Raw genomic sequence first — 20003 nt, forward strand, 5'->3', positions numbered from 1 at the left:
TAAGCAACGGTTAGGCCTTATAATTATCCAGAACCTTCGGGGGAGGTTTTAGCTATGATTGAGCATTATGAGTTCGGCCGCATCGTGATCGGTGGGAAAAGTTATTCTTCTGATGTTATCATTTATCCTGATCGCGTTGATTCCGAATGGTGGAGGGAAGAAGGCCACAGGCTTTCCCCTGTAGACCTCTGGGATGTGGTTCAGGCTAAGCCGGAAATCCTGGTGGTGGGCACAGGCTATTCAGGGGTGATGGAAGTCCCAGCCGAAACCATCCGCTACCTGGAAGAAAAGGGGATAAAAGTGCTGGTGTACCGGACGGGAGAAGCCTGGAAGATATACAATCAGCTTTTGAAAGAAGGGAAAAAGGTGGTAGCTGCCCTCCACCTTACCTGTTGATGAAACGGAGGACTTATGAAAAGTGCTATTATCTTCATGGCTGATTCAGGAGGTGGTCACAGAAGTGCTGCCGAAGCTCTGAAAGAGGCCTTTGAAATCCTTGAACCAGACAAATGGCGCATCCATTTCATTGACGTTTTCTCTATACTCCCCTTTCCCTTAAACAAATCTGGCGGCTCTTACCGTCCTTTGGTCAGCTATACTCCCTGGCTCTGGTCTTTCCTCTGGACCCTCGCCCAGAAGGCTTGGTTCCTGAATTTAGCGTTTGGCTTCTTTACCCCTTTAGTCCGCGGAGCACTGCTCAAACTCATAAAGGACTATCAGCCAGATTTAGCTATTTCAGTGCATCAATTTTCCAATGTGCTCCCGGTTAAAATCTTTCGGGAAGGGGGATGGAAAGGCTTTTTCGCCACCGTTGTTACTGACCTGATCACCACTCCTTTTGCCTGGTTTTACCCTGGGGTTGACGCCTGTTTTGTGGCCACCTCCGAAGCCCGGGAAATGGCCATTAAAGCAGGCATTCATCCCGATAAGATTTACCTGAAGGGTTTCCCAGTTAGCCTGCGTTTCCGTCCCCCTGAGGATAAAAGAGCTGTAAGAAGAGCCCTCAGCCTTGAGGAGAATACTCCCACTCTGCTCCTGATAGGAGGCGGGGAAGGGATGGGAAAGATTTTCCCTGTGGCTTTAGCCATAAACGAAGCTTCCCTTTCCGCTCAGCTTCTAATCGTAACTGGAAGGAATGCGGGTTTACGCAGGGCGCTGGAACGAGTGAAGTGGAGAATACCCTGCCGGATTTACGGCTTTGTGAATTTTGTTCACCTTCTTATGCAAGCTTCGGATGTTGTGCTGACGAAAGCGGGCCCAGGGACTATCTACGAAGCCCTGACAGTAGAGGTGCCCATCCTGCTCATTGATTTTGTCCCCGGCCAGGAAAAGGGCAACGTGGATTTTGTGGAAAGAAATGGGATAGGGGTCTTCGCCTCCATCCCTGAAAGGGCCGTAATGATCCTCAGGGAATGGCTTGAGAATCCGGGGGTTTTAGAGGAAATGAAAGCAAAGGCCAGGCTTCTGGCAAACCCCCGCGCCTCTCTGGAGATCGTCTCAACGCTCCTGGAGAAGGTCCATTAGCCTGGCCCCGGTAAAAGGCCTGAGGGAAAGAAATGGGTCAGGGAAGCCCCCTCTTGGTCATAATATCTGGCCCATCGGGAGCCGGGAAGGATAGCGTCATCCGGAGGATGAGGGAGCTCGGGTTCCCTTTCCATTTCGTGGTTACCATGACAACGCGTCCTCCTCGCCCCGATGAAGTGAACGGCAAGGATTACTTTTTCGTTTCAGAAGAAGAGTTTGAAAGCCTTCTCCGGAGAAATGGTTTTCTGGAGAATGCTCTGGTTTACGGATACCGCTATGGTGTTCCGAAAGAGCAAGTGAAGAAGGCTCTGGAGAGTGGCAAAGACGTAATAATGAGGGTAGATGTGCAGGGGGCCAGAACCCTGCGCCGCCTTATCCCCGATGCTGTTTTTATCTTTCTGATTCCCGCTTCGGAAGAGGAACTGGCCCGAAGGCTGAGGGCGCGCCACACAGAAGGGGAAGAGGCATTGAAAACAAGGCTCGCCACGGCCAGGGAGGAAATGATGAGCATCGGAGAATTTGATTACGTAGTAGTCAACGCCGATGGCCACTTGGACGAAGCTGTCCAGGATATAATAGCCATAATAACCGCTGAGAAGTGCCGGACTAAGCCGAGAAGGATCTCCCTGTAACTTTTCCCCCCACTCGCACGTATATTCCTATGGGGAAGCTCCAATGGAGAAAGATCTGAGCCCTGTTATCCAGCGGGTTCTTGCAGGGGAATTTGAGGCTTTTGAAGAGATTGTGGAAGCTTGCCAAAAACCCGTGTACAATCTGGCTTTCCGTTTGCTACAGGACCATGAAGATGCCAAGGATGTGGCTCAGGAGGCGTTCCTCCGGGCTTTCAGAAACCTCAGCTTTTACGATTCAAAAAGACCTTTTATCCGATGGCTCCTGGCTATAGTTTACAATCTTTCCATGGATTGTCTGCGCCGGCGGACAAAGGAGAAGAAGGCGATGAAGGCGGCTTCATTTATGGCCAGGCATAAGAGCCAGAGCTTCAATCCTTCCGGGATAGAATGGCAGGAATTGCTCAATAAACTTGAGGAAGGGGATAGGGCTATCGTGATCCTTAAATACTGGCACGGATTTACCTGCAGCGAGATAGGGGAAATCGTGGGATTGGGGGAAGAAGCTGTTAAAGCGAGGCTTCACAGGGCAAGGCTTCGCCTGGCGGATGAGCTCAGGAGGGAAGGGTGGCTGCCCTGATATCCTGCCGGGAAGCTGCTGAAAAAATGATGGAGGCTTTAGAAGGGTTCCCAGCTACGGAACTCCTGCATCACCTGGCCTGCTGCGGAGATTGCCTCGCCCGCTGGAAAGCCCTTGAAAGTGTGCACGCCTTGTTGCAAGAATCTTACCCCGCTGTTGAGCCTCCTCCAGAACTCAAAGCCGGAGTGATGGCTGCCGTCAGGAGGGAAATGGCGGCAAGGAAAGCCTTCAGGATTCTGGTGGCTTTGGTGTTGATTCCCTTCGCTGGAATAACCCTGGCACTCATTCTATCCAGCGCAGCTTTTAGGTTCTGGACCATCCTGCCGGCCGTTAAGGTCATGTTGGAGATAGCTTCGGACTGGTTCTGGCGGTGGGCAGAGTTAATAGCGCTGATTTTGGGGATAGTCCAGCTCATCCCCGGGCTTGCCCTATATCCCGTTGCAGCCTTATTGCTTTTTCTGGCAACTCTTGTCAATCTTATCAAGAGGAGGACAAGACATGAAATGGCTTAAAGTGTTGCTCACAATCGCCGTCATCCTTTCCCTCGGTATGAGCATTGGCCCCGCCTTCGCCTTTGAAGGGCGAGGAGGGGAAAGGGTTGTGATTGAGGAGGGGCAGACTGTTGAAGATGATCTCTTTGTCGGCGCCCGCGAGTTTGTCCTAAAGGGTGTGGTCAAGGGTGACCTGATAGTTGCTGCCCAGGAAATAAAAATAGAAAAGTCAGGGGTTGTGGAAGGCGACCTTTTTGCTGCGGGTCAAACTATAGAGGTCAACGGGAAGATCACGGATGACATCATAGCGGCAGGGTATGCCATTTTTGTAGACGGGGATACAAGCGGTGATTTCATAGGAGCAGGCTTCAGTGTCAGTCTCACGGGCCGTCTTGGCCAGGATTTCCTGTTCATGGGCTATCAGGCCTTAGTAGCTGGCGATGTGGCGCGTCACCTTCGCTTCAGTGGCAATGGGATAAAGCTCTCGGGCCGCATAGGAGGTGATGCCGAAATAAGTGTAGGTGAAGCTGAGGAAGGAATTCCTCCTGGTCTCACCTTCTATTCAGACCTTCCCCCTGTCCCTCATGTTCCTCCGGGGCTCACCATTCAGGAGGGGGCTCGCATTGAAGGCCATCTGCGCTACACAGCTGTGGAGGAAGCCTCAATACCTCCGGGTGCAGTGGGAGGAAAAGTGGAGTTCAAGAAGCATGAGCCTCCCAGGAAAGAAGCTCCTCCTACCCACGCAAGGGCGATAAACTGGGGCCTTGACCGCCTGCGCTACCTTGTGAGCCTTCTCCTCATCGGGACATTAATGCTCCTTATAGCCCCAAACTGGACCCAGCAGCTGGCGGGAAACATCAGAGCGAAGCCCTTGCCCAGCCTCGGATGGGGCATAGTGACCCTGGTAGCTTTCGGGCTTTCAGTGTTGGTATTGGTTATTGCGGTTGTGATAGTAAGCCTGCTTTTGGGGCTTCTTACCATAAGGGAGCTTGTCGGTTGGTCCCTCTTTACCGGTTTTATGGCGGGAGCTGCGGCGCTCTGGGGTATGGGGCTGACCTGGATTTATTTGACAAGGGTTCTGGTGGGATTTGCCCTGGGAATGGGGATTTTCCGGGCTTTCAGGAGCCAGGTTACAGGCCGTGGGTGGTGGCCTTTGATCGTAGGGGCTGTAATTCTGGTGCTCATTACTTCGGTCCCTATCCTGGGGAGGCTTCTGGCCTGGGCAGCATCGCTGGTGGGCCTTGGAGCTTTCTGGCTATGGGCCAGAGAAAAACCCTCTCTCGCTGGTTAGAAAACCTATTGTTTCGCTGGGAATAAAGGAGGTAAAAGTGGTAAGGAAAGTGGCTTTGAGCTTGATTTTAGCCCTCTTTCTCTGGAGTCTGGCCCAGCCAGCCTTCGCCGAAGGGGGGAAAATGCTTTTCGGCGAGGACTTTACCCTCAGAAGCGGTGAAACATACCGAGGCGATGTGCTCATCTTCGGTGGAAACCTGGTCCTTGAAGAAGGAAGCCACCTTGAAGGAAACGTTGTTGTATTCGGGGGACGGGCAAAAGTAAGCGGTACCCTGGAGGGGGACCTGGCTGTTTTTGGAGGGGATGTAAAGGTTGAGAGCACCGGGAAAATAGAAGGCGACGTAGTCGTAATGGGCGGGAGGCTGGTTAAAGAAGAGGGGGCTGTTATAGAGGGGGAAGTTACAGAAGAGGCACCTTTCCTGCTGCCCCCTGTAGCACCCCCTTACTCATCCCTTAGAGACTTTGTTAACTGGCTGTTGTGGGGAAGTGTTCGTTTTATGCTCACCCTCATTGCCCTTATAGCGGCTTCAATCCTCATAATAAGCCTCTGGCCCGAGCAAGTCAAAGTTATCGCCGAAACGATAAACAAAGCCCCCTTAGAGAGCGGAGGAATAGGCCTGGGAGCCGTTGTCCTGGGTGTCCCGGCTGGGCTTGTGCTTCTTCTCTTCGCCTGTCTGGGCCTTCTGGTGTGGCTTGCGCTCCTTATCGCGGGGCTTTTCGGCCTTACAGCTCTGGCATACAGGCTGGGTGAAAAGGTCTTTGAATCAGCTGGGAGTCAAGGGCTTTCCCCTCTTTTGCAGGTTATACTGGGTGTTGCCTTGATCCAGCTTTTGGGCTTGATCCCGTGTCTGGGCTTTCTCTTGCAGCTTGTGATATACTCTCTCGGGATAGGAGCGGTGATCCTGAGCCGAGCTGGAACTTATCGGGGTTACTGCGAGAAAGGAGGACCGGTTGAGGCAAGCAGCAGTAGTAGCTGAGAACCTCACTAAAAAGTTCGGCGATTTCACAGCGGTTGACCATATAAGTTTCACTATAAAGCGAGGGGAAATTTTCGGCTTTCTGGGGCCAAATGGGGCAGGCAAGACTACCACCATAAGGATGCTTCTGGGACTGCTTCGCCCCACCGAGGGCCGGGCCTGGGTTCTGGGCTTTGATTCTCAGAGAGAGACGGAAGAAGTCCGCAAGCGCATCGGCTACATGACCCAGAAATTTAGCCTTTACAATGACCTTACAGTTGAAGAAAATTTGCGCTTTTACGGACGCGTCTATGGTCTTAGGGGTAAAGCGTTGGAAGAGAGGATAGATTATGCAGTTGAAATGGCCGGATTAAAGGGGAAAGAGAAAATGCTAACCGCTAACCTTTCAGGCGGATGGAAGCAGCGTCTGGCCTTCGGTTGTGCTATCCTCCATCAGCCTGAAATGCTTTTTCTGGATGAACCCACCGCGGGAGTCGATCCCATATCCAGAAGGGCTTTCTGGGACTTGCTCTACGAGCTGGCTGATAGGGGCATAACCATACTGGTGACTACCCACTACATGGATGAAGCCGAACACTGCCACAACCTGGTTTTGATCTACAATGGGCGTATAATTGCTCAGGGTTCTCCCCGGGAGCTGAAGGCCGAGATGAAAGGGTGGGTTCTGGAGATACGCTGCGATAAATACCAGGAAGCTCTAACGGCATTGAGGGAAAGGGCCCTGCCCGCAGAACCGGTCTCTCCCGAGCACCCGTTTTTGGCTCTGGGAGGCGAGGTCGCCCTTTACGGTTCAGCTATTCACCTTGTAACTCCCGAAGCTGAAAGTTACCGGGCCACCGTTGAGGAAATCCTCAAGAAGAAAGGCCTGAAGATTCACAGCATTGAAGCAATTGTTCCCTCTCTGGAAGATGTGTTCATTGCCAGAATCAGAGCCATTGAGGCCGCCCGGATCTACGAAAAAGCGCAATCCACAAAGGGTTGAGGACGGCGAAAGCCCCTTCCCACACCGGACGCTCACCTTACAGATAGGCCTCTTCAACGCCCTGCCCCGTGTGGGGGGAAGCCAGGGCACCTCAAGTTCGGCGGGGCAAATTTTACGGAAGCCTGGTTAAAACGGCATAGAAATCCTCTCCGAGGTGGTGGAGGGGCTTCAATTCATCGTTCTCCAACTTCCACACCTTATCAAAGGCTTCTTCCACAACCGAAGCAGCCACAACCTGGCCCACGAAGAGAGTGTGATCCCCTGTGGTGAAGGCATCGGTGAGCACACATTCTATGTGTCCGATGCACTCCTCCACCAGGGGCACGTCAATTTCCAAGGCATCAACGGGGGTTATTCCGGCCCTGGCAAATTTATCCACATCCCGGCCCGAGTAAGTCCCGCATATTTCCACAGCTTTAAGAAGGGAAACGCTGGGGATGTTCAGGGCAAATTGTTCGCTTTTTTTGATGAGATCGTGGGTGAAACGGACGGGGTGTATGGCTACCCCTATAAGGGGCGGAGAGAAACTCAGGGGGGTAATCCAGGAAGCGCTCATCACATTCTCCTTATCCTTGTAATGGGAGGTCACCAGAACTACCCCACCGGCGTTTATAAGCCTAAAGGCATGGGAAACAGGAATTTCAACCTTCTTCATGACTCACTCCCCCTCGTTCTTTCCCCTCTCCAGAAGTATCCCAACTTCGTAAAAACCAAGCTTGTGGTAGAATCCTCTGGCGGCGAAGTTGTCTGCTTCCGTTATAACCTCTACCTCAATGCAACCCCTTCGGAAGCAATGGTTCACCACGTATTTAAGGAGACAGGTGCCTACACCTTTACCTCTTTCGCCTTCAGTTACCACGAATTCATCAATGAGGGCGACCAGGCCTCCGTGGGATAAGCTTTCCCGATACCAGACAGTGGCTAACCCTTTGATGTCCCCTCTTTCCTCGGCTACAAAGGCTTCAAAGTTCGGAGAATCAAGGGCTTCCTCCCAACGCGGCGCAAATTCCTCATACGGAGAAGATTCCAGCCTCAGGAACTCCTGCAACTGAACGATAAGGTTCCAGACTCCTCTGGCATCCTCGCGGTTTGCTTTACGGATTTTAAGGTGCATATTTGAAGGGATGGCGAGCGGCATCTTTTTCATTCAGGATTTCTTCCAGTACCGGGCGCCCTTCAATGGCCTTGCGTATGGCCGCCCGCATGGCTTTGAAATTGTTGAGCTCAATGCGCTTTTCTATCGCCGCCGAAGGATGGACAAAAGCGTTCACTATCATGATGATTTTATCCAAAAGGGCCTCGGGCAGGGTCCCATCGTTAATCATCCAGTCAATGGCCCTGTTTATACCCCTGGCCGCCACCTCGTAAATCTGATGGCGCTGCCGGTCAGTGCGAACGGTTACCGTTGGAACCAAGATGACCATGGGACGGTCCCTGATTACGGCCAGTTCGTGGCCGGGCCGCTCCTCTTTAAGGGCTCGCGCAGCAGCTCTCCCCACGGGGCCATCCTTAGTCCCCATTACCAGGTCAATGTGAGCGATCTCATGGAAAGGAGGCCCCGAAAAGCCCTCACCCACCGCAAAGGTCAGGTCAAAGGTCCTCTTGTTCACCTGATACGCTACGGGGAAAGAGGTCCTTATAGTCTCATTGCCCAGGTGATATTCCACTTCCCGGCGGGGTATTTTGCCCAGAGCTTCCAGTTCAAACCGCATTTCCTCCTGATCTTCCCGCCGGAAAGCATCCCCCGGCATCATGGGAAGACGGGAGTCGCCCACCCTGAGGCCCATCATCATAAGGCCTTCTTTCACCGCCTGGGTAGAACCCTGCCTCACTATGATGCGAATTATTTTCTGAATCTTCCTCTGCCATTCTCTGGCGGTATCCAGGTCACCGGATTTCACTGCTCTGTAAATTTTTTGCCAGATGTCGGGCACAAGGTTGGCCGATGCCAGGATAGCTCCATCGGCTCCGGCCGCCAGGGCCGCAACTACCGTCTCATCGTGACCGGTGAAAATACCCACTTCGCCCCACACTTTCTCTATAAGGGCCATCAGGAACGGTATATCTCCGGATGAATCTTTTATGCCTATTACGTTTTCCAGGTCCAGCAGGGAGCCCTCGGCTGTCCACCATTCGTGGTGGGTGCCTGCGCACTGAGGTATGTTGTAAATGATTATGGGGATCCCCACTCTATCCACAGCCCGGTAGTGGTCGTAGATTTCGTTGTAGGTGGGCTTAAGGTAGAAAGGGGTAACCACCAGGGCGGCATCGGCTCCCGCATCTTTGGCGAAGCGGGTTAGCTCCAGAGTCTCCCTTGTAGAAGGGGCTCCCGTGCCCGCTATTACAGGCACTTTCCCCCCGGCTTCCTCCACCGCTATCTCTATGATTCTCTTCCTTTCTTCCGGCGCAAGGTAGACGAATTCACCGGTGGTGCCAGCCACCAGAAAGCCATCCACATCGGGCAGGAGAAACCGGATGAGTTCCCGGTAAGCTTCCTCATCCAGGGAGCCATCCTTCTTAAAAGGTGTTACCAAAGCCGGAATGATCCCTTTAAACCAGGCCGGTTTTTTCCCCATGGTAACCTCACCTTAAACCAGGTTGGACGTGGGTATTATATCATACCGGGAGTTAAAGACAAAACACCATCCAGATATGGGCTGGCCATCAGTTTAGGATCATTCCTGGCAAATCCGAGGGTTTTGTGCTAAAATTGAAAGTGAAAACGTAAAGGAGGAAGCTCTTGGTAGGTTCTATAAGGCTTGGTAAAATTTTCGGCATACCTATAATGGTCCATTATACCTGGTTCATCGTCTTCACCCTGATAGCCCTTTCCCTTTCCACCCAGTATTTCCCCTCTCGCTACCCCAATTGGAGCCAATGGATGTACTGGACAATGGGCATAGCTACAGGCCTACTGCTGTTCTTATCGGTCCTTGCGCATGAACTCGCTCACAGCCTGCTCTCCTCCTTGCAGGGCATACCGGTCCAGCGCATTACTCTTTTCCTCTTCGGAGGTGTGGCCAGCATCTCCAGGGAATCTGCTACCCCCCTGGGAGAGTTCCTGATGGCTTTATCCGGCCCCGTCGCCAGCCTTCTCATATCCGGAATATTCGGCTTCCTCTGGCTCTTTGCCAATTTCATCCTCAAAATTCAGGCCCTGGCGGCTCTGAGCGCTTACCTGGGTATTATAAACCTCAGCCTCGCCCTGTTTAACCTCATCCCCGGATTCCCCCTGGATGGCGGAAGGCTCCTGCGCTCTTTCCTCTGGGGAATAACCGGAAATTTCCGGAAAGCTACGGAAATAGCCATAACGGCGGGAAGGATAATAGCTTTCGCCTTTATCGTAGGGGGGATAGTCTGGGCTCTCACAGGCCACTGGCTCGATGGGATCTGGCTGGCTTTCATCGGGTGGTTCCTGGATAACGCTGCTACCCAGAGTTACAGGCAACTTGTGAGCAAAGAAACCCTCAAGGGCGTTAAAGTAAGGGAGCTGATGAGCCAGGAGTGCCCCATTGTCCCCGCCTCCCTCACCATCAACGACCTTGTTTACAACTATGTCTTACCCCACAGCACCCGATGCTTTTTCGTCCAGGAAGGGGAAAAGCTCAGGGGAATGGTCACCCTCCATCACCTTAAACTGGTCCCGCAGGCCAGGTGGTCCTCGGTAAAAGTGGCAGAGATTTTAACGCCTCTGGAAAAGTTGCTCAAAATAAGCCCGGACGATGACGCCCTGGACGCTCTGGAACTTATGGTGGAGAACGATGTGAACCAGATACCCGTTGTTGAGGGGGAAGAGGTTGTAGGACTTATCCGCCGGGATCATCTCCTCCAGTTTATCCGAACCAGGCTGGAGCTGGGGATTTAAAGCATGGTGGAAATGGACCTCTTTGACCTCCTGGAACAGGGCTCAGGGAGCCGACCCGTTTTCCATCGCGAACGTTGCCTGCGCTACCGTTATCACTTAAACCGCTGTAACCTATGCCTCAATAGCTGCCCTGCCGGGGCCATAAAGGAAAGTTTTTACTTTGAACTGGATGAGGAAAAGTGCACAGGTTGCGGAATCTGCTGGCAAATTTGCCTTACCGAAGCCTGGGCTTTCCCCAGAAATCCGGAGAAAATCCTGAGGGAAACCCTCCTTTCTCTGAAGGCCCCGGCGTTAGAACTTCTCTGCCACCGCAGTGCATCCGAAGGCCAGGTCCTCTCCAGAGCCCCTATCGCAATGAACACGAAACGATGTCTCGCCTCCCTTTCCCTGGCCTTCATCTTGGAAGCAGCCTCCATCACCTCCAGAGAACTCTGGCTCAACGAAGAATCATGCCCCCATTGCCCGATGGGTTCCGTGCATAATTTGATCCGGGAACAGGCCCGAAAGGCTAACTCCATCCTCAGGGCCTTTGGGAAAAAGGAGCTTGTTTTCCTTAAGTCCTCCCTATCCCAGAGAGATGGCCTTACTCCTGCCAGAATCCACCAGGGGGATGAGCCTCTGCTGGACCGCAGAGAAGCTTTTTCTTTACTCAGCGGGGAACTAATGGGGCTGGTCAGGAAAGTGCTGGGGGAAGGCCTGGAAAGCCTCTTCGGCCAGTTCATCCCGCCGGAGGGCTTACCCAGACATTTGCCCGAACACCGACTGAGGCTTGCAAGAATCCTGGCCCGCCTTGGCCCGCCAGAAGATGGGGAGTTTTCCACTTCAGAACTGCCTTTCGGGCTCCTGACCGTAGAAGGCCAGTGTACGGCCTGTGGCCTCTGCGCTCATCAGTGCCCCACGGGCGCTTTGCTCTTCCTGCAAGATGCGGAACGCTTTGCCCTTGAGTTCGTTCCCTTAGCCTGTATCGGGTGCAAAATATGCGAAGGCCTATGTCCCACAAAAGCTCTAAGGGTTAAGCCCTCTTTTTCCTTTTCCTCTCTCCTCAGGGCCTTGAAACTCAGGCTTCTGGAAGGGAAACTGAAGATATGTCAGCGGTGCAGCAGGCCCTTCAATCCTTTGGGCGAGGGGGAATTTTGTCCAGCCTGCCAGAAAATTTTCTACCCTTCCGGCGAAAGCCTTGCCGGGTAAACCCTATGGCAAGGAGGTGCTGCTATGAAGCTCCTTATGCTTTCGGCAGAAGAAGTGCGCAAAGCGGTTCCAATGGCTGAAGCGATAGAAATAGTGAAAGATGCCTTCGCCCAGCTTTCTACAGGAAAAGCCCACGTCCCTCTGAGGACCCAGCTTCCAGTGGAAAAACACGGAGGGGTTACCCTCTTCATGCCTGCCTACCTTTCGGAAAGCGATGCTCTGGGAGCAAAGGTTGTCTCCGTTTTCCCCAGGAACCTGGACAGAGGCCTTCCCACCATATTCGCCATCGTCATAGCGGTGGACTCAGAGACCGGTTGCCCAGTAGCTCTTATGGACGGAACTTACCTCACCGCTTTGAGGACAGGAGCGGCCTCGGGGGCAGCTACCGATCTACTTGCCCGCAAGGATGCCAGGGTGGCGGCCATCTTCGGAGCTGGCGCTCAGGCCAGGACTCAACTCCTGGCTGTGTGCGAGGTCAGGAAGATAGAAAAAGTGTGGGTCTACGATGTGGTAAGGGAAAGAGCCGAAGCTTACGTAGCTGAGATGAGAGGCTCTGGCCCCATCCCCATGGATTTAAGAGTTGCCTCCTCTCCCGAAGAGGCTGTCCGGGAAGCCGATATCATCTGCACAGCCACCACTTCTTCCACCCCTGTCTTCAATGGGGAAGACCTCAAGCCAGGAGCCCATATAAACGCCATTGGGTCTTTCACCCCCCAGATGCAGGAGGTGGATGAAATCACCATCCGGCGGGCAAATAAGATTGTGGTGGATTCTCGCCCGGCTTGCATGGCTGAAGCGGGTGATCTAATCATCCCCATAAGCAAAGGGATAATCTCCGAAAAGGACATCTACGCCGAACTTGGGGAAATAGCCGCTGGCCTTAAGCCCGGCCGGGAAAGGGACGATGAAATTACTTACTTCAAATCTGTAGGCAACGCTGTCCAAGATGTATCTGTTGCCAAGCGGGTTCTGGAGAAAGCCCGGGAGATGGGGCTCGGAAAAGAGGTGGAAATCTAAACCGCAAGGAGGGGCTCGGTGGAAAAGCTCAAAAGGCTCGGGCCGGACCTGCTGGTAGCCTTTTCCCTTTTATTGCCCCTGATTATCCTCTTCTGGCCTGTTACCTTCGGAGGTAAAACCCTCATCCCGGTTGATAACCTTTTCACCTTTGAACCCTGGAAGAGCTTCGCCAGGGATGTGGGGGTATCGGTGCCCCACAATGAACTTTTGAGCGACCTCATCCTGGAAAATTACGTCTGGAAGAAGTTCATTCTGGAATGCATCCAGAACGAGGAGCTTCCCCTCTGGAACCCTTACATTTTCACGGGGATGCCTTTCCTGGCCACAGGCCAGCACTCGGCGCTTTATCCTTTTTCCCTCATCTTTTACATCGTCCCTCTGCCCAGAGCTTACGGGCTTTTCACCCTGATCCAGCTCTGGATTGCGGGACTTTCCATGTACTTCCTGGCCAGGGTTCTGGGGATGAGCCGCTTCGGCAGCGTAACGGCTTCTCTGGCCTACGAACTCAGCGGGTTCTTCGTGGTAAGCGTCGTTTTCCCGATGATAATAGCCGCTGCGAGCTGGCTTCCCGCCATCCTGGCCTGCATTGAGATAACTTTACGCCGCCTTCAGGAAGGCCAGAAGTCGCCTGTACCCTTCGTTATCCTGGGTTCCCTCTTTATTGGCCTCCACTTCCTCGCCGGGCACCCCGAAATTTCCTACTACGTGGCAATGGTCGCAGCTTACTTCGCCCTGGTCAGAGTTCTAACCTTCTATTTCCGACAGCGCCAGCCCTCTTTTCTGTTGAAGTCTATTCTGGCCCTTGGAACAATGGCCATCACCGGAGCAGGCCTCGGAGCTGTCCAGCTTATACCCCTCTACGAAGTAGCAAGGCTCAACTTCCGGCAGGGAATGGTGACCCTCAAGGACGTATTAGGGTGGGCCTATCCAATCCGCCAGGTAATAACTTTCCTTATTCCCGATTTCTTCGGCAACCCCAGCCATCACGCCTACTTTGATCTGGTCACAAAAAAGTGGCTTCCCGTGACAGTGAACTATCGGGGGGAACCGATAAACTTCATTTTCTGGGGGATAAAAAATTACGTGGAAGCCGGAAGCTACATGGGCCTTCTGACCCTGTGCCTGGCCCTGGCCGGGATTCTCCTGGGCAAGGATCGGGGGATAAAATGGACCTTCTCAGCCCTGGCTGTTCTATCCCTTCTTTTCGCCTTCGGCACTCCGCTGTATGCTCTTCTCTACTATTTTTTGCCCGGCTACAACCAGCTTCACTCCCCCTTCCGCTGGGTTTTCCCCTATACTTTGAGCGTGGCTGTATTGGCGGGGATTGGCGTTGAAGAGCGGGGTAAACTAAAGCCCCTTTTCCCCTTAGCTTTAACCATCTTGGGTCTGCTGGGCCTTCTCTTCTGCCTTGTTTCCTTCCTCTACCCGGAACCCTTCTTCGCCCTGGCCGATCGCTTTCTCGCCCACTCGGACCTTGCCCAGGGAGCTTTTTCCGACGGGAGGATGTTTTTCTCCTATGAGTGGTGGAATTTCCTGCGTTTCTCCATCTTCCTGACCCTGGCAGGCGCAGCTCTGACGATAGCCGGCAGAGAACGCCTCAAAGCCTTTATCCCTGCCATCATCGCTGCCGACCTCCTCTGGGCATGGTGGGGATTCAACCCTGCCTCTGACCCTACCCTCCTCCAGTTCACCCCGCCGGTGGTGAATTTCCTGAAAAGTGACCCGGAACTTTACCGCATAACTTCCTTCAACCTTCCGGGAGAAAAGACCTTCTGGCCCAACGTGGGAATGCTCTTTGGGATCCACGATGTCCGGGGCTACGATTCCATAATCCTCAAACAATACGCCAGATTCATGGAACTTCTCTCCCCCCAGTGGGACTTGCTCTATAACCGCATCTCCCCCATATACACCCCCTTCCGGGAAGCTCTGAACTCCCCGCTGCTGGACCTTCTGAACGTTAAATACATCATAACCACCCAGGAGATAAATAACCCGGGCTATACCCTGGTTTACGAAGGTGAGGTGCGGGTCTACCGCAACGAAGATTACCTTCCGAGAGCCTTTGTTTCCTCCTGCGCCCTGACAGTTGAGGAAACGGAGCTTCCCCACGTCCTGCAGAAAATGACCTCTCCGAAATGCGTTGTTCTGGAAAAGGGCCCCAAGCCCTGGCAGTATAGTCCGGAAGATCCGCCTCTGCCCGAGGCATCCGGAGAAATAGAAAAAGCCCAGATTGTCTCTTACTCCCCAACTGAAGTGGTTGTATCCGCCACATTAAAGGAAAGGGGCCTGCTGGTTTTAACGGATGCCTTCTTCCCGGGCTGGAAGGCTCACGATGGAAAGAAAGAGCTAAAACTATTCAGGGCTTATGGCAATTTCCGGGCCGTAATCCTGGACTCTGGCACCCACCTGGTCCGCTTCAAATATAGCCCAATGTCCTTCAAACTGGGGCTTTACACCTCCTTCATAGCCTCCAGCGCGCTCCTTTTCCTCTTCCTCTACTGGCTGTGGCACAGGATTTACCGGGAAAAAGATGAGACAACCCTCAGCCGCGTGGCCAAGAACACCTTTATCCCCATGGGACTGGCCTTCGCCAATAAGCTTATTGACATGGCCTTTGCCATGCTCATGCTCCGCATTCTGGCTCCGGAAGGCGCAGGCCGCTACCAGTTCGCAGTTATATTCATCGGCTACTTTGAAATCCTCACCCGCTTCGGCCTGGGAGTACTCCTCACCAGAGAGGTCGCCAAAGACAAATCCCAAGCCAACCGCTACATCACCAATGTCACGCTTCTGAGGATTTTGCTTTGGCTTTCCTCCTGGCCTCTGATGGCTTTCATCCTGTTCTTATACGTCCGCTACGCTGGCCTGACCATGGATACGGCCTTTACCGTTGGCCTGTTCAGTCTGGCCCTGCTTCTGAGCCTGCTTTCCGATGTTATAAGCTCCGTTTTCATGGCCTGGGAGAAAATGGAATACCCCGCCTGGATAACCACCGTCACAACCCTTATGAGAGTTACTCTGGGGGCGATAGCACTTCTGGCGGGGTTTGGATACGTGGGCCTGGCTGGGGTCTCAGTGGTGGTAAATGCCATCACATTGGCCATCCTCTTCTACCTCATGGTCAACAAACTTTTCACGCCCCGCCCCGAACCCGACCTTTCTCTGGTTAAAGGCCTGTTGCGCCCGGCCTTCCCTCTCATGATAAACCACTTCCTGGCCACGGTCTTCTTCAGGATTGACATCCTCATCCTCCAGCCCTTGAAGGGGGATGCGACAGTGGGCTACTACACCGCTGCCTACAGATACATAGATGGCCTCAATATAATTCCCTCCTACTTCACCATGGCCCTCTTTCCCATGCTTTCCCGTTACGCCGAATCCTACAAGGAAGAGTTCATGCGGGTCTATAACACTGCCCTACGACTTTTAATCCTGGTAAGCATGCCCATATCAGTGCTCTTCACCTTCACTGCCCGGGAGCTTATCCTGCTTCTGGGGGGATCCGAATACCTGCCCCATTCCATGATAGCCCTGCAGCTTCTCATCTGGTTCTTCCCCTTCAGCTGTATAAACAGCGTAACCCAATACGTGCTCATAGCAATAAACCAGCAGAGCTTCCTGACCAAAGCCTTCCTCATCGGGGTAGCGTTCAACATCATCGGCAACCTTATCTTCATCCCACCTTATAGCTACAAAGGAGCGTCCGTAATGACAGTGCTTTCAGAGCTGGCTCTTTTTGCCCCCTTCTACTACTGCGTTCGGAAGAATCTGGGGCCACTGCCCTTGAAGGAACTTCTCTGGCGTCCGGCTCTGGCCTCCGGGCTCATGGCCCTCACCTTCTGGGCCGTTCAGAAGGTGAACCTCGTGCTGGCCATTACGGCCTCTATGGTAGTCTACCTTTCAGTAGTAGTAGCGTTGGGAGCTTTCACCAGGGAAGAGATAGAAAGAGTCATTGGAGGACTGCGCCGCCGGCTGGCGAGGGGGTAAAATCAAAAACAGCCTTCACCAGATTCTTCCGCCCTTTCCCCGTCACCCACTCCAGAGCTTTCCGGTAATCATCAATCCTGAACTTGTGGGTTACAAGAGGTGCAAGTTCCACCTCCTTTCGGGCCATGAAATCCAGAGCCATCTGGAAGGTATGCGCCCTTCTGCCTTCATAGTCCTCCACAGCGTAAGAGTAGGTCCCCACTATCTTGAGCTCCTTCAACCATACAGGAGTCCAGTCAATTCTGCCTGGAATGGAAGCCAGTCCCACCAGCACAATCCTGCCCCCCGTCCCTGTCAGGCGAAGGGCCAGATCGAGGCTTGCCCTGGAGCCCACACAGTCAAAGGTAATGGCTGGTCCGGATAGGGAGATGGGAGCCCCGAGAAGGGGCTTGAGGAACTTTGCTCCCGTTGCGTGAGCTAACTCCTCTTCCTGGCCCAGCTTCACCGCTGCATCTGCACCATAGTGGCGGGCCAGATCAGCCTGGAAGGGATATTTGTAGAGCACGATGATCCTGGCCTTTGAGCCCAGCACCCTTAAAGCAGCCACAGTGCAAATCCCTATAGTCCCTCCGCCTATGATGAGGACCGTATCCGTATCCCTGGGAAAATTGTTCCAGACGGCGTGAAGGGCCACAGCGAAAGGTTCCACCATGACCGCCTCTTCATCACTGACCCCATCGGGGACTGGGTAGACCTTGGAGTAATGGGCTACAAAATACTCTCCCCAGCTTCCTCCTGTATCCTGGCAGCTTCCTATCAGCAGGCCAGGAGCCAGATTGCCTTCGGTAACCCTGTGGCACAAGTTTTCTTTCCCCTCCTTACACATGGGACAGCGGTCCAGAAATCCTCTTGTCTCACAGGAAAGAGTGGGATCCACCACCACCCTCTGGCCCAGCTCCACCTCCCCTGCCTTCTCCCCTTTCTCTACCACTACTCCCACGTTTTCATGCCCCAAAACGAATACAGGCGATGAAATAGCTGAAAGCACAGGACTTGTATGTAGGGTAATAACTCCAAGGTCGCTCCCGCATATTCCCCCGTATGTGGTCTTGACTCTAACCCATTCCTGAGAGGGCAAAGAAGGCTCCGGAATTTGGCCGTACTGAAGGCAGGAGAGGGCACTCCAGAAAAAGCGTTTATCCAGACTTCCTGAGATTTTGGTCAGAACATAGCGGGGAATACTGGCGATAAAGTAGAGGGCTCGCATAATAACACCTCCCGATAAACTGTTTGCTAAATTAATTAACCCGGAAAGAAAGCCCCGGATTTTGGCCAAAACAAAAAGCCCCCTCCCGGAAGGGAGGGGGCCTCTGTGGCTTTAGTACTCGGGTGGAGTGGGCGGGGTCTTCTCTTTCTCGGGGATCTCGCTCACCAGGGCTTCGGTGGTCAGGATCATGGCCGCGATGCTGGCAGCGTTCTCCAGCGCCGCCCTGGTGACCTTGGCGGGATCGATTATACCGGCCTCGAACATATCCCTGTAATCCTCCGCCAGGACATCAAAACCAATATTGGGGTTATTCTTCTCCTTCTGGCGGCGCCTTATCTCCTGAACCACCACAGCTCCATCGTAACCGGCGTTTTCGGCCAATTGCCTGGCTGGCTCCTCAAGAGCCCTCCTGACGATCTCCACGCCCGTCTTCTCATCGGGAAACTCTATTTCGATTCCGTCCAGTTTTTCCTGGGCGTTGAGGAGGGCCACACCGCCGCCGGGCACGATCCCTTCCTCCACCGCTGCCCTGGTGGCGCTCAGAGCGTCTTCAACCCTGTGCTTCTTCTCCTTGAGCTCCACCTCGGTTGCCGCGCCCACTTTAATGACAGCGACCCCGCCAGCGAGTTTGGCCAGCCTTTCCTGGAGCTTCTCCCGGTCGTAATCGGAGGTGGTCTTCTCAATCTCCACCTTTATCTGCTCGATGCGCCCCTTAATTTGCTTGGGGTCGCCTTTGCCCTCGATAATAGTGGTATCATCCTTGGAAACCACTACCCTGCGGGCGCGGCCCAGGTCAGCGATAGTGACACTCTCCAGCTTGCGGCCGAGCTCCTCAGAGATAACCTGGCCACCGGTGAGGATAGCGATATCCTCCAGCATTCTCTTGCGCCTATCGCCGAAGCCGGGAGCCTTCACCGCCACACAGTTAATGACACCGCGGAGCTTATTGAGAATGAGGGTGGCCAGGGCCTCTCCCTCCACATCCTCAGCGATCACTAAAAGCTCCCTCTTGCCCACCTGGACCAGCCTCTCCAGGACCGGGACGATATCGGTGGCGGAGGAAATCTTCTTATCGTGGATGAGGATAAAAGGCTCTTCAAGGATTGCTTCCATAGTCTCAGGATTGGTGATGAAGTATGGGGAGATATAGCCGCGGTCAAACTGCATACCCTCTACGTACTCCACCTCAAACCCGAGCCCTTTACCCTCCTCCACAGTGATGACACCGTCCTTACCCACCTTATCCATCACCTCAGCGATGAGGTTGCCGATTTCCCGGTCGTTAGCGGAGATAGCGGCCACGTGGGCGATTTCCTCCTTGCTCTTCAGCTCCCTGGACATCTCCTTAATGATTTCCACCACCTTCTTGGTGGCCTTTTCAATACCTCGCTTCAGAAGCATGGGGTTAGCCCCAGCAGCGATATTCTTGAGGCCTTCGTTGACCATAATCTGGGCCAGGACAGTGGCAGTGGTGGTACCATCGCCGGCCACGTCGTTGGTCTTGGTAGCGGCCTCCTTGAGGAGTTGGGCCCCCATGTTCTGGAATGGATCCTTAAGCTCGATCTCCTTAGCCACGGTTACCCCGTCGTGGGTGACCGTGGGTGCGCCCCATTTCTTTTCCAGGGCTACGTTTCGGCCTTTGGGGCCCAGGGTAACCTTAACGGCGTTAGCCAGAGTATCAACTCCGATTTTAAGGTTGCGTCTTGCCTCTTCGGAAAACACCAGCTGCTTGGCGGCCATAATCCCACCTCCTTACCAGAGATTTTATTCTTCAATCACGGCCATAATATCGGACTCCCTCAGGATAAGGTATTTCTTATCGTTCAGCTTAACCTCAGTTCCGGCATATTTAGCGAAGATAACCCGGTCGCCCTCTTTTATATCAAGGGGTATTCTCTGGCCCTGGTCGTTGAGGCGTCCGGGCCCAACGGCAATAACCTTTCCCTCCTGGGGTTTCTCCTTAGCCGTTTCAGGGAGAATAATTCCGGAAGGAGTCCTTTCCTCCCTTTCAATAGGCTCCACCACGACCCTATCGCCGAGCGGTCTGAGCCTCATAGTGCCACCTCCTTTCCGAAGATTTAGCACTCTTGCCTTGAGAGTGCTAAATAATATATAGCATAAACTTGGGGAAAACGCAAATCCAGGCTCTCTCCATCAAGCAACTCCCAAGCCTCAAAAATCGGAGACAATCCGACAATCCTTCCAAAGGGCTTCTGGCTTTCGAGAACAGGCGTTAGCAGAAATCCGAGAACTGGAATTTGCT

The 20003-nt window shown here is 53.5% G+C and carries 19 protein-coding genes; 12 read left to right on the forward strand and 7 right to left on the reverse strand.

All coding sequences use genetic code 11. From position 1 onward, the window contains the following. The first annotated feature begins 54 nt into the window (after window positions 1-54). Genes NZ653_02255 through NZ653_02290 form a run of 8 tightly spaced genes read left to right on the forward strand, consistent with a single transcriptional unit; the run spans window position 55 to window position 6473 of the window. On the forward strand, window positions 55-396 hold the full coding sequence (locus NZ653_02255; protein MCS7285953.1) for an Mth938-like domain-containing protein: 342 nt from the start codon (window positions 55-57) through the stop codon (window positions 394-396). Window positions 397-411: 15 nt separating this feature from the next. Beyond that, window positions 412-1524 carry a hypothetical protein gene (locus NZ653_02260; GenBank protein ID MCS7285954.1) on the forward strand — a complete coding sequence of 371 codons (1113 nt, stop codon included), beginning with the start codon at window positions 412-414 and terminating at the stop codon, window positions 1522-1524. Between the two features lie 32 nt (window positions 1525-1556). Further along, window positions 1557-2156, forward strand: coding sequence for a guanylate kinase (locus NZ653_02265; GenBank protein ID MCS7285955.1), 600 nt, complete (start codon window positions 1557-1559; stop codon window positions 2154-2156). A gap of 43 nt (window positions 2157-2199) precedes the next feature. Continuing rightward, window positions 2200-2733 carry a sigma-70 family RNA polymerase sigma factor gene (locus tag NZ653_02270; GenBank protein ID MCS7285956.1) on the forward strand — a complete coding sequence of 178 codons (534 nt, stop codon included), beginning with the start codon at window positions 2200-2202 and terminating at the stop codon, window positions 2731-2733. Next, window positions 2721-3245 carry a hypothetical protein gene (locus tag NZ653_02275; GenBank protein ID MCS7285957.1) on the forward strand — a complete coding sequence of 175 codons (525 nt, stop codon included), beginning with the start codon at window positions 2721-2723 and terminating at the stop codon, window positions 3243-3245. Before NZ653_02270 ends, NZ653_02275 begins: the two co-directional genes overlap by 13 nt. Beyond that, the gene (locus tag NZ653_02280) at window positions 3232-4515 is read left to right on the forward strand and encodes a hypothetical protein (GenBank protein MCS7285958.1); all 1284 of its coding nucleotides are present in this window, start codon (window positions 3232-3234) and stop codon (window positions 4513-4515) included. The genes NZ653_02275 and NZ653_02280 overlap by 14 nt, the downstream gene beginning before the upstream one ends. A 37-nt stretch (window positions 4516-4552) precedes the next feature. Further along, entirely contained in the window at window positions 4553-5491 is a 939-nt protein-coding gene (locus NZ653_02285; protein MCS7285959.1) for a polymer-forming cytoskeletal protein, read from the forward strand. Then, the gene (locus NZ653_02290; protein ID MCS7285960.1) at window positions 5466-6473 is read left to right on the forward strand and encodes an ABC transporter ATP-binding protein; all 1008 of its coding nucleotides are present in this window, start codon (window positions 5466-5468) and stop codon (window positions 6471-6473) included. Before NZ653_02285 ends, NZ653_02290 begins: the two co-directional genes overlap by 26 nt. Window positions 6474-6585: 112 nt before the next feature. Here NZ653_02290 and NZ653_02295 read toward each other — a convergent pair whose 3' ends face one another. The 3 genes from NZ653_02295 to dapA are packed head-to-tail and all read right to left on the reverse strand — an operon-like array spanning window position 6586 to window position 9049. Further along, window positions 6586-7128: a flavin reductase family protein gene (locus NZ653_02295; protein MCS7285961.1), complete on the reverse strand. Its 543-nt coding sequence runs from the start codon at window positions 7126-7128 to the stop codon at window positions 6586-6588. Window positions 7129-7131: 3 nt separating this feature from the next. Next, window positions 7132-7587, reverse strand: a complete 456-nt coding sequence (locus tag NZ653_02300) for a GNAT family N-acetyltransferase (GenBank protein ID MCS7285962.1) — start codon at window positions 7585-7587, stop codon at window positions 7132-7134. Beyond that, on the reverse strand, window positions 7577-9049 hold the full coding sequence (dapA, locus tag NZ653_02305; GenBank protein MCS7285963.1) for a 4-hydroxy-tetrahydrodipicolinate synthase: 1473 nt from the start codon (window positions 9047-9049) through the stop codon (window positions 7577-7579). Before dapA ends, NZ653_02300 begins: the two co-directional genes overlap by 11 nt. A 164-nt stretch (window positions 9050-9213) precedes the next feature. Here dapA and NZ653_02310 point away from each other — a divergent pair, with 164 nt between their 5' ends. From NZ653_02310 to NZ653_02325, 4 genes are read left to right on the forward strand one after another with little or no spacing between them, the layout of a single operon-like run. Next, window positions 9214-10338, forward strand: coding sequence for a site-2 protease family protein (locus tag NZ653_02310; GenBank protein MCS7285964.1), 1125 nt, complete (start codon window positions 9214-9216; stop codon window positions 10336-10338). A gap of 3 nt (window positions 10339-10341) precedes the next feature. Then, complete coding sequence (locus NZ653_02315; protein ID MCS7285965.1) at window positions 10342-11526, forward strand: 4Fe-4S binding protein; 1185 nt, start codon at window positions 10342-10344, stop codon at window positions 11524-11526. Between the two features lie 24 nt (window positions 11527-11550). Beyond that, complete coding sequence (locus NZ653_02320) at window positions 11551-12543, forward strand: hypothetical protein (protein MCS7285966.1); 993 nt, start codon at window positions 11551-11553, stop codon at window positions 12541-12543. 18 nt (window positions 12544-12561) lie between these two features. Continuing rightward, entirely contained in the window at window positions 12562-16533 is a 3972-nt protein-coding gene (locus NZ653_02325; GenBank protein MCS7285967.1) for an oligosaccharide flippase family protein, read from the forward strand. Here NZ653_02325 and NZ653_02330 read toward each other — a convergent pair. The 4 genes from NZ653_02330 to NZ653_02345 form a co-directional block, all read right to left on the reverse strand. Beyond that, the gene (locus NZ653_02330; protein ID MCS7285968.1) at window positions 16496-17740 is read right to left on the reverse strand and encodes an alcohol dehydrogenase catalytic domain-containing protein; all 1245 of its coding nucleotides are present in this window, start codon (window positions 17738-17740) and stop codon (window positions 16496-16498) included. The genes NZ653_02325 and NZ653_02330 overlap by 38 nt on opposite strands. Window positions 17741-17851: 111 nt before the next feature. Beyond that, window positions 17852-19480: a chaperonin GroEL gene (gene groL, locus NZ653_02335; GenBank protein MCS7285969.1), complete on the reverse strand. Its 1629-nt coding sequence runs from the start codon at window positions 19478-19480 to the stop codon at window positions 17852-17854. A gap of 24 nt (window positions 19481-19504) precedes the next feature. Continuing rightward, on the reverse strand, window positions 19505-19795 hold the full coding sequence (gene groES, locus NZ653_02340) for a co-chaperone GroES (protein ID MCS7285970.1): 291 nt from the start codon (window positions 19793-19795) through the stop codon (window positions 19505-19507). Window positions 19796-19818: 23 nt separating this feature from the next. Next, the coding region (locus NZ653_02345) for a hypothetical protein (GenBank protein ID MCS7285971.1) at window positions 19819-20003 on the reverse strand (185 nt) is incomplete at its 5' end.

The sequence above is a fragment of the Anaerolineae bacterium genome (assembly GCA_025062375.1).
Taxonomy (GTDB): domain Bacteria; phylum Chloroflexota; class Anaerolineae; order SpSt-600; family SpSt-600; genus SpSt-600.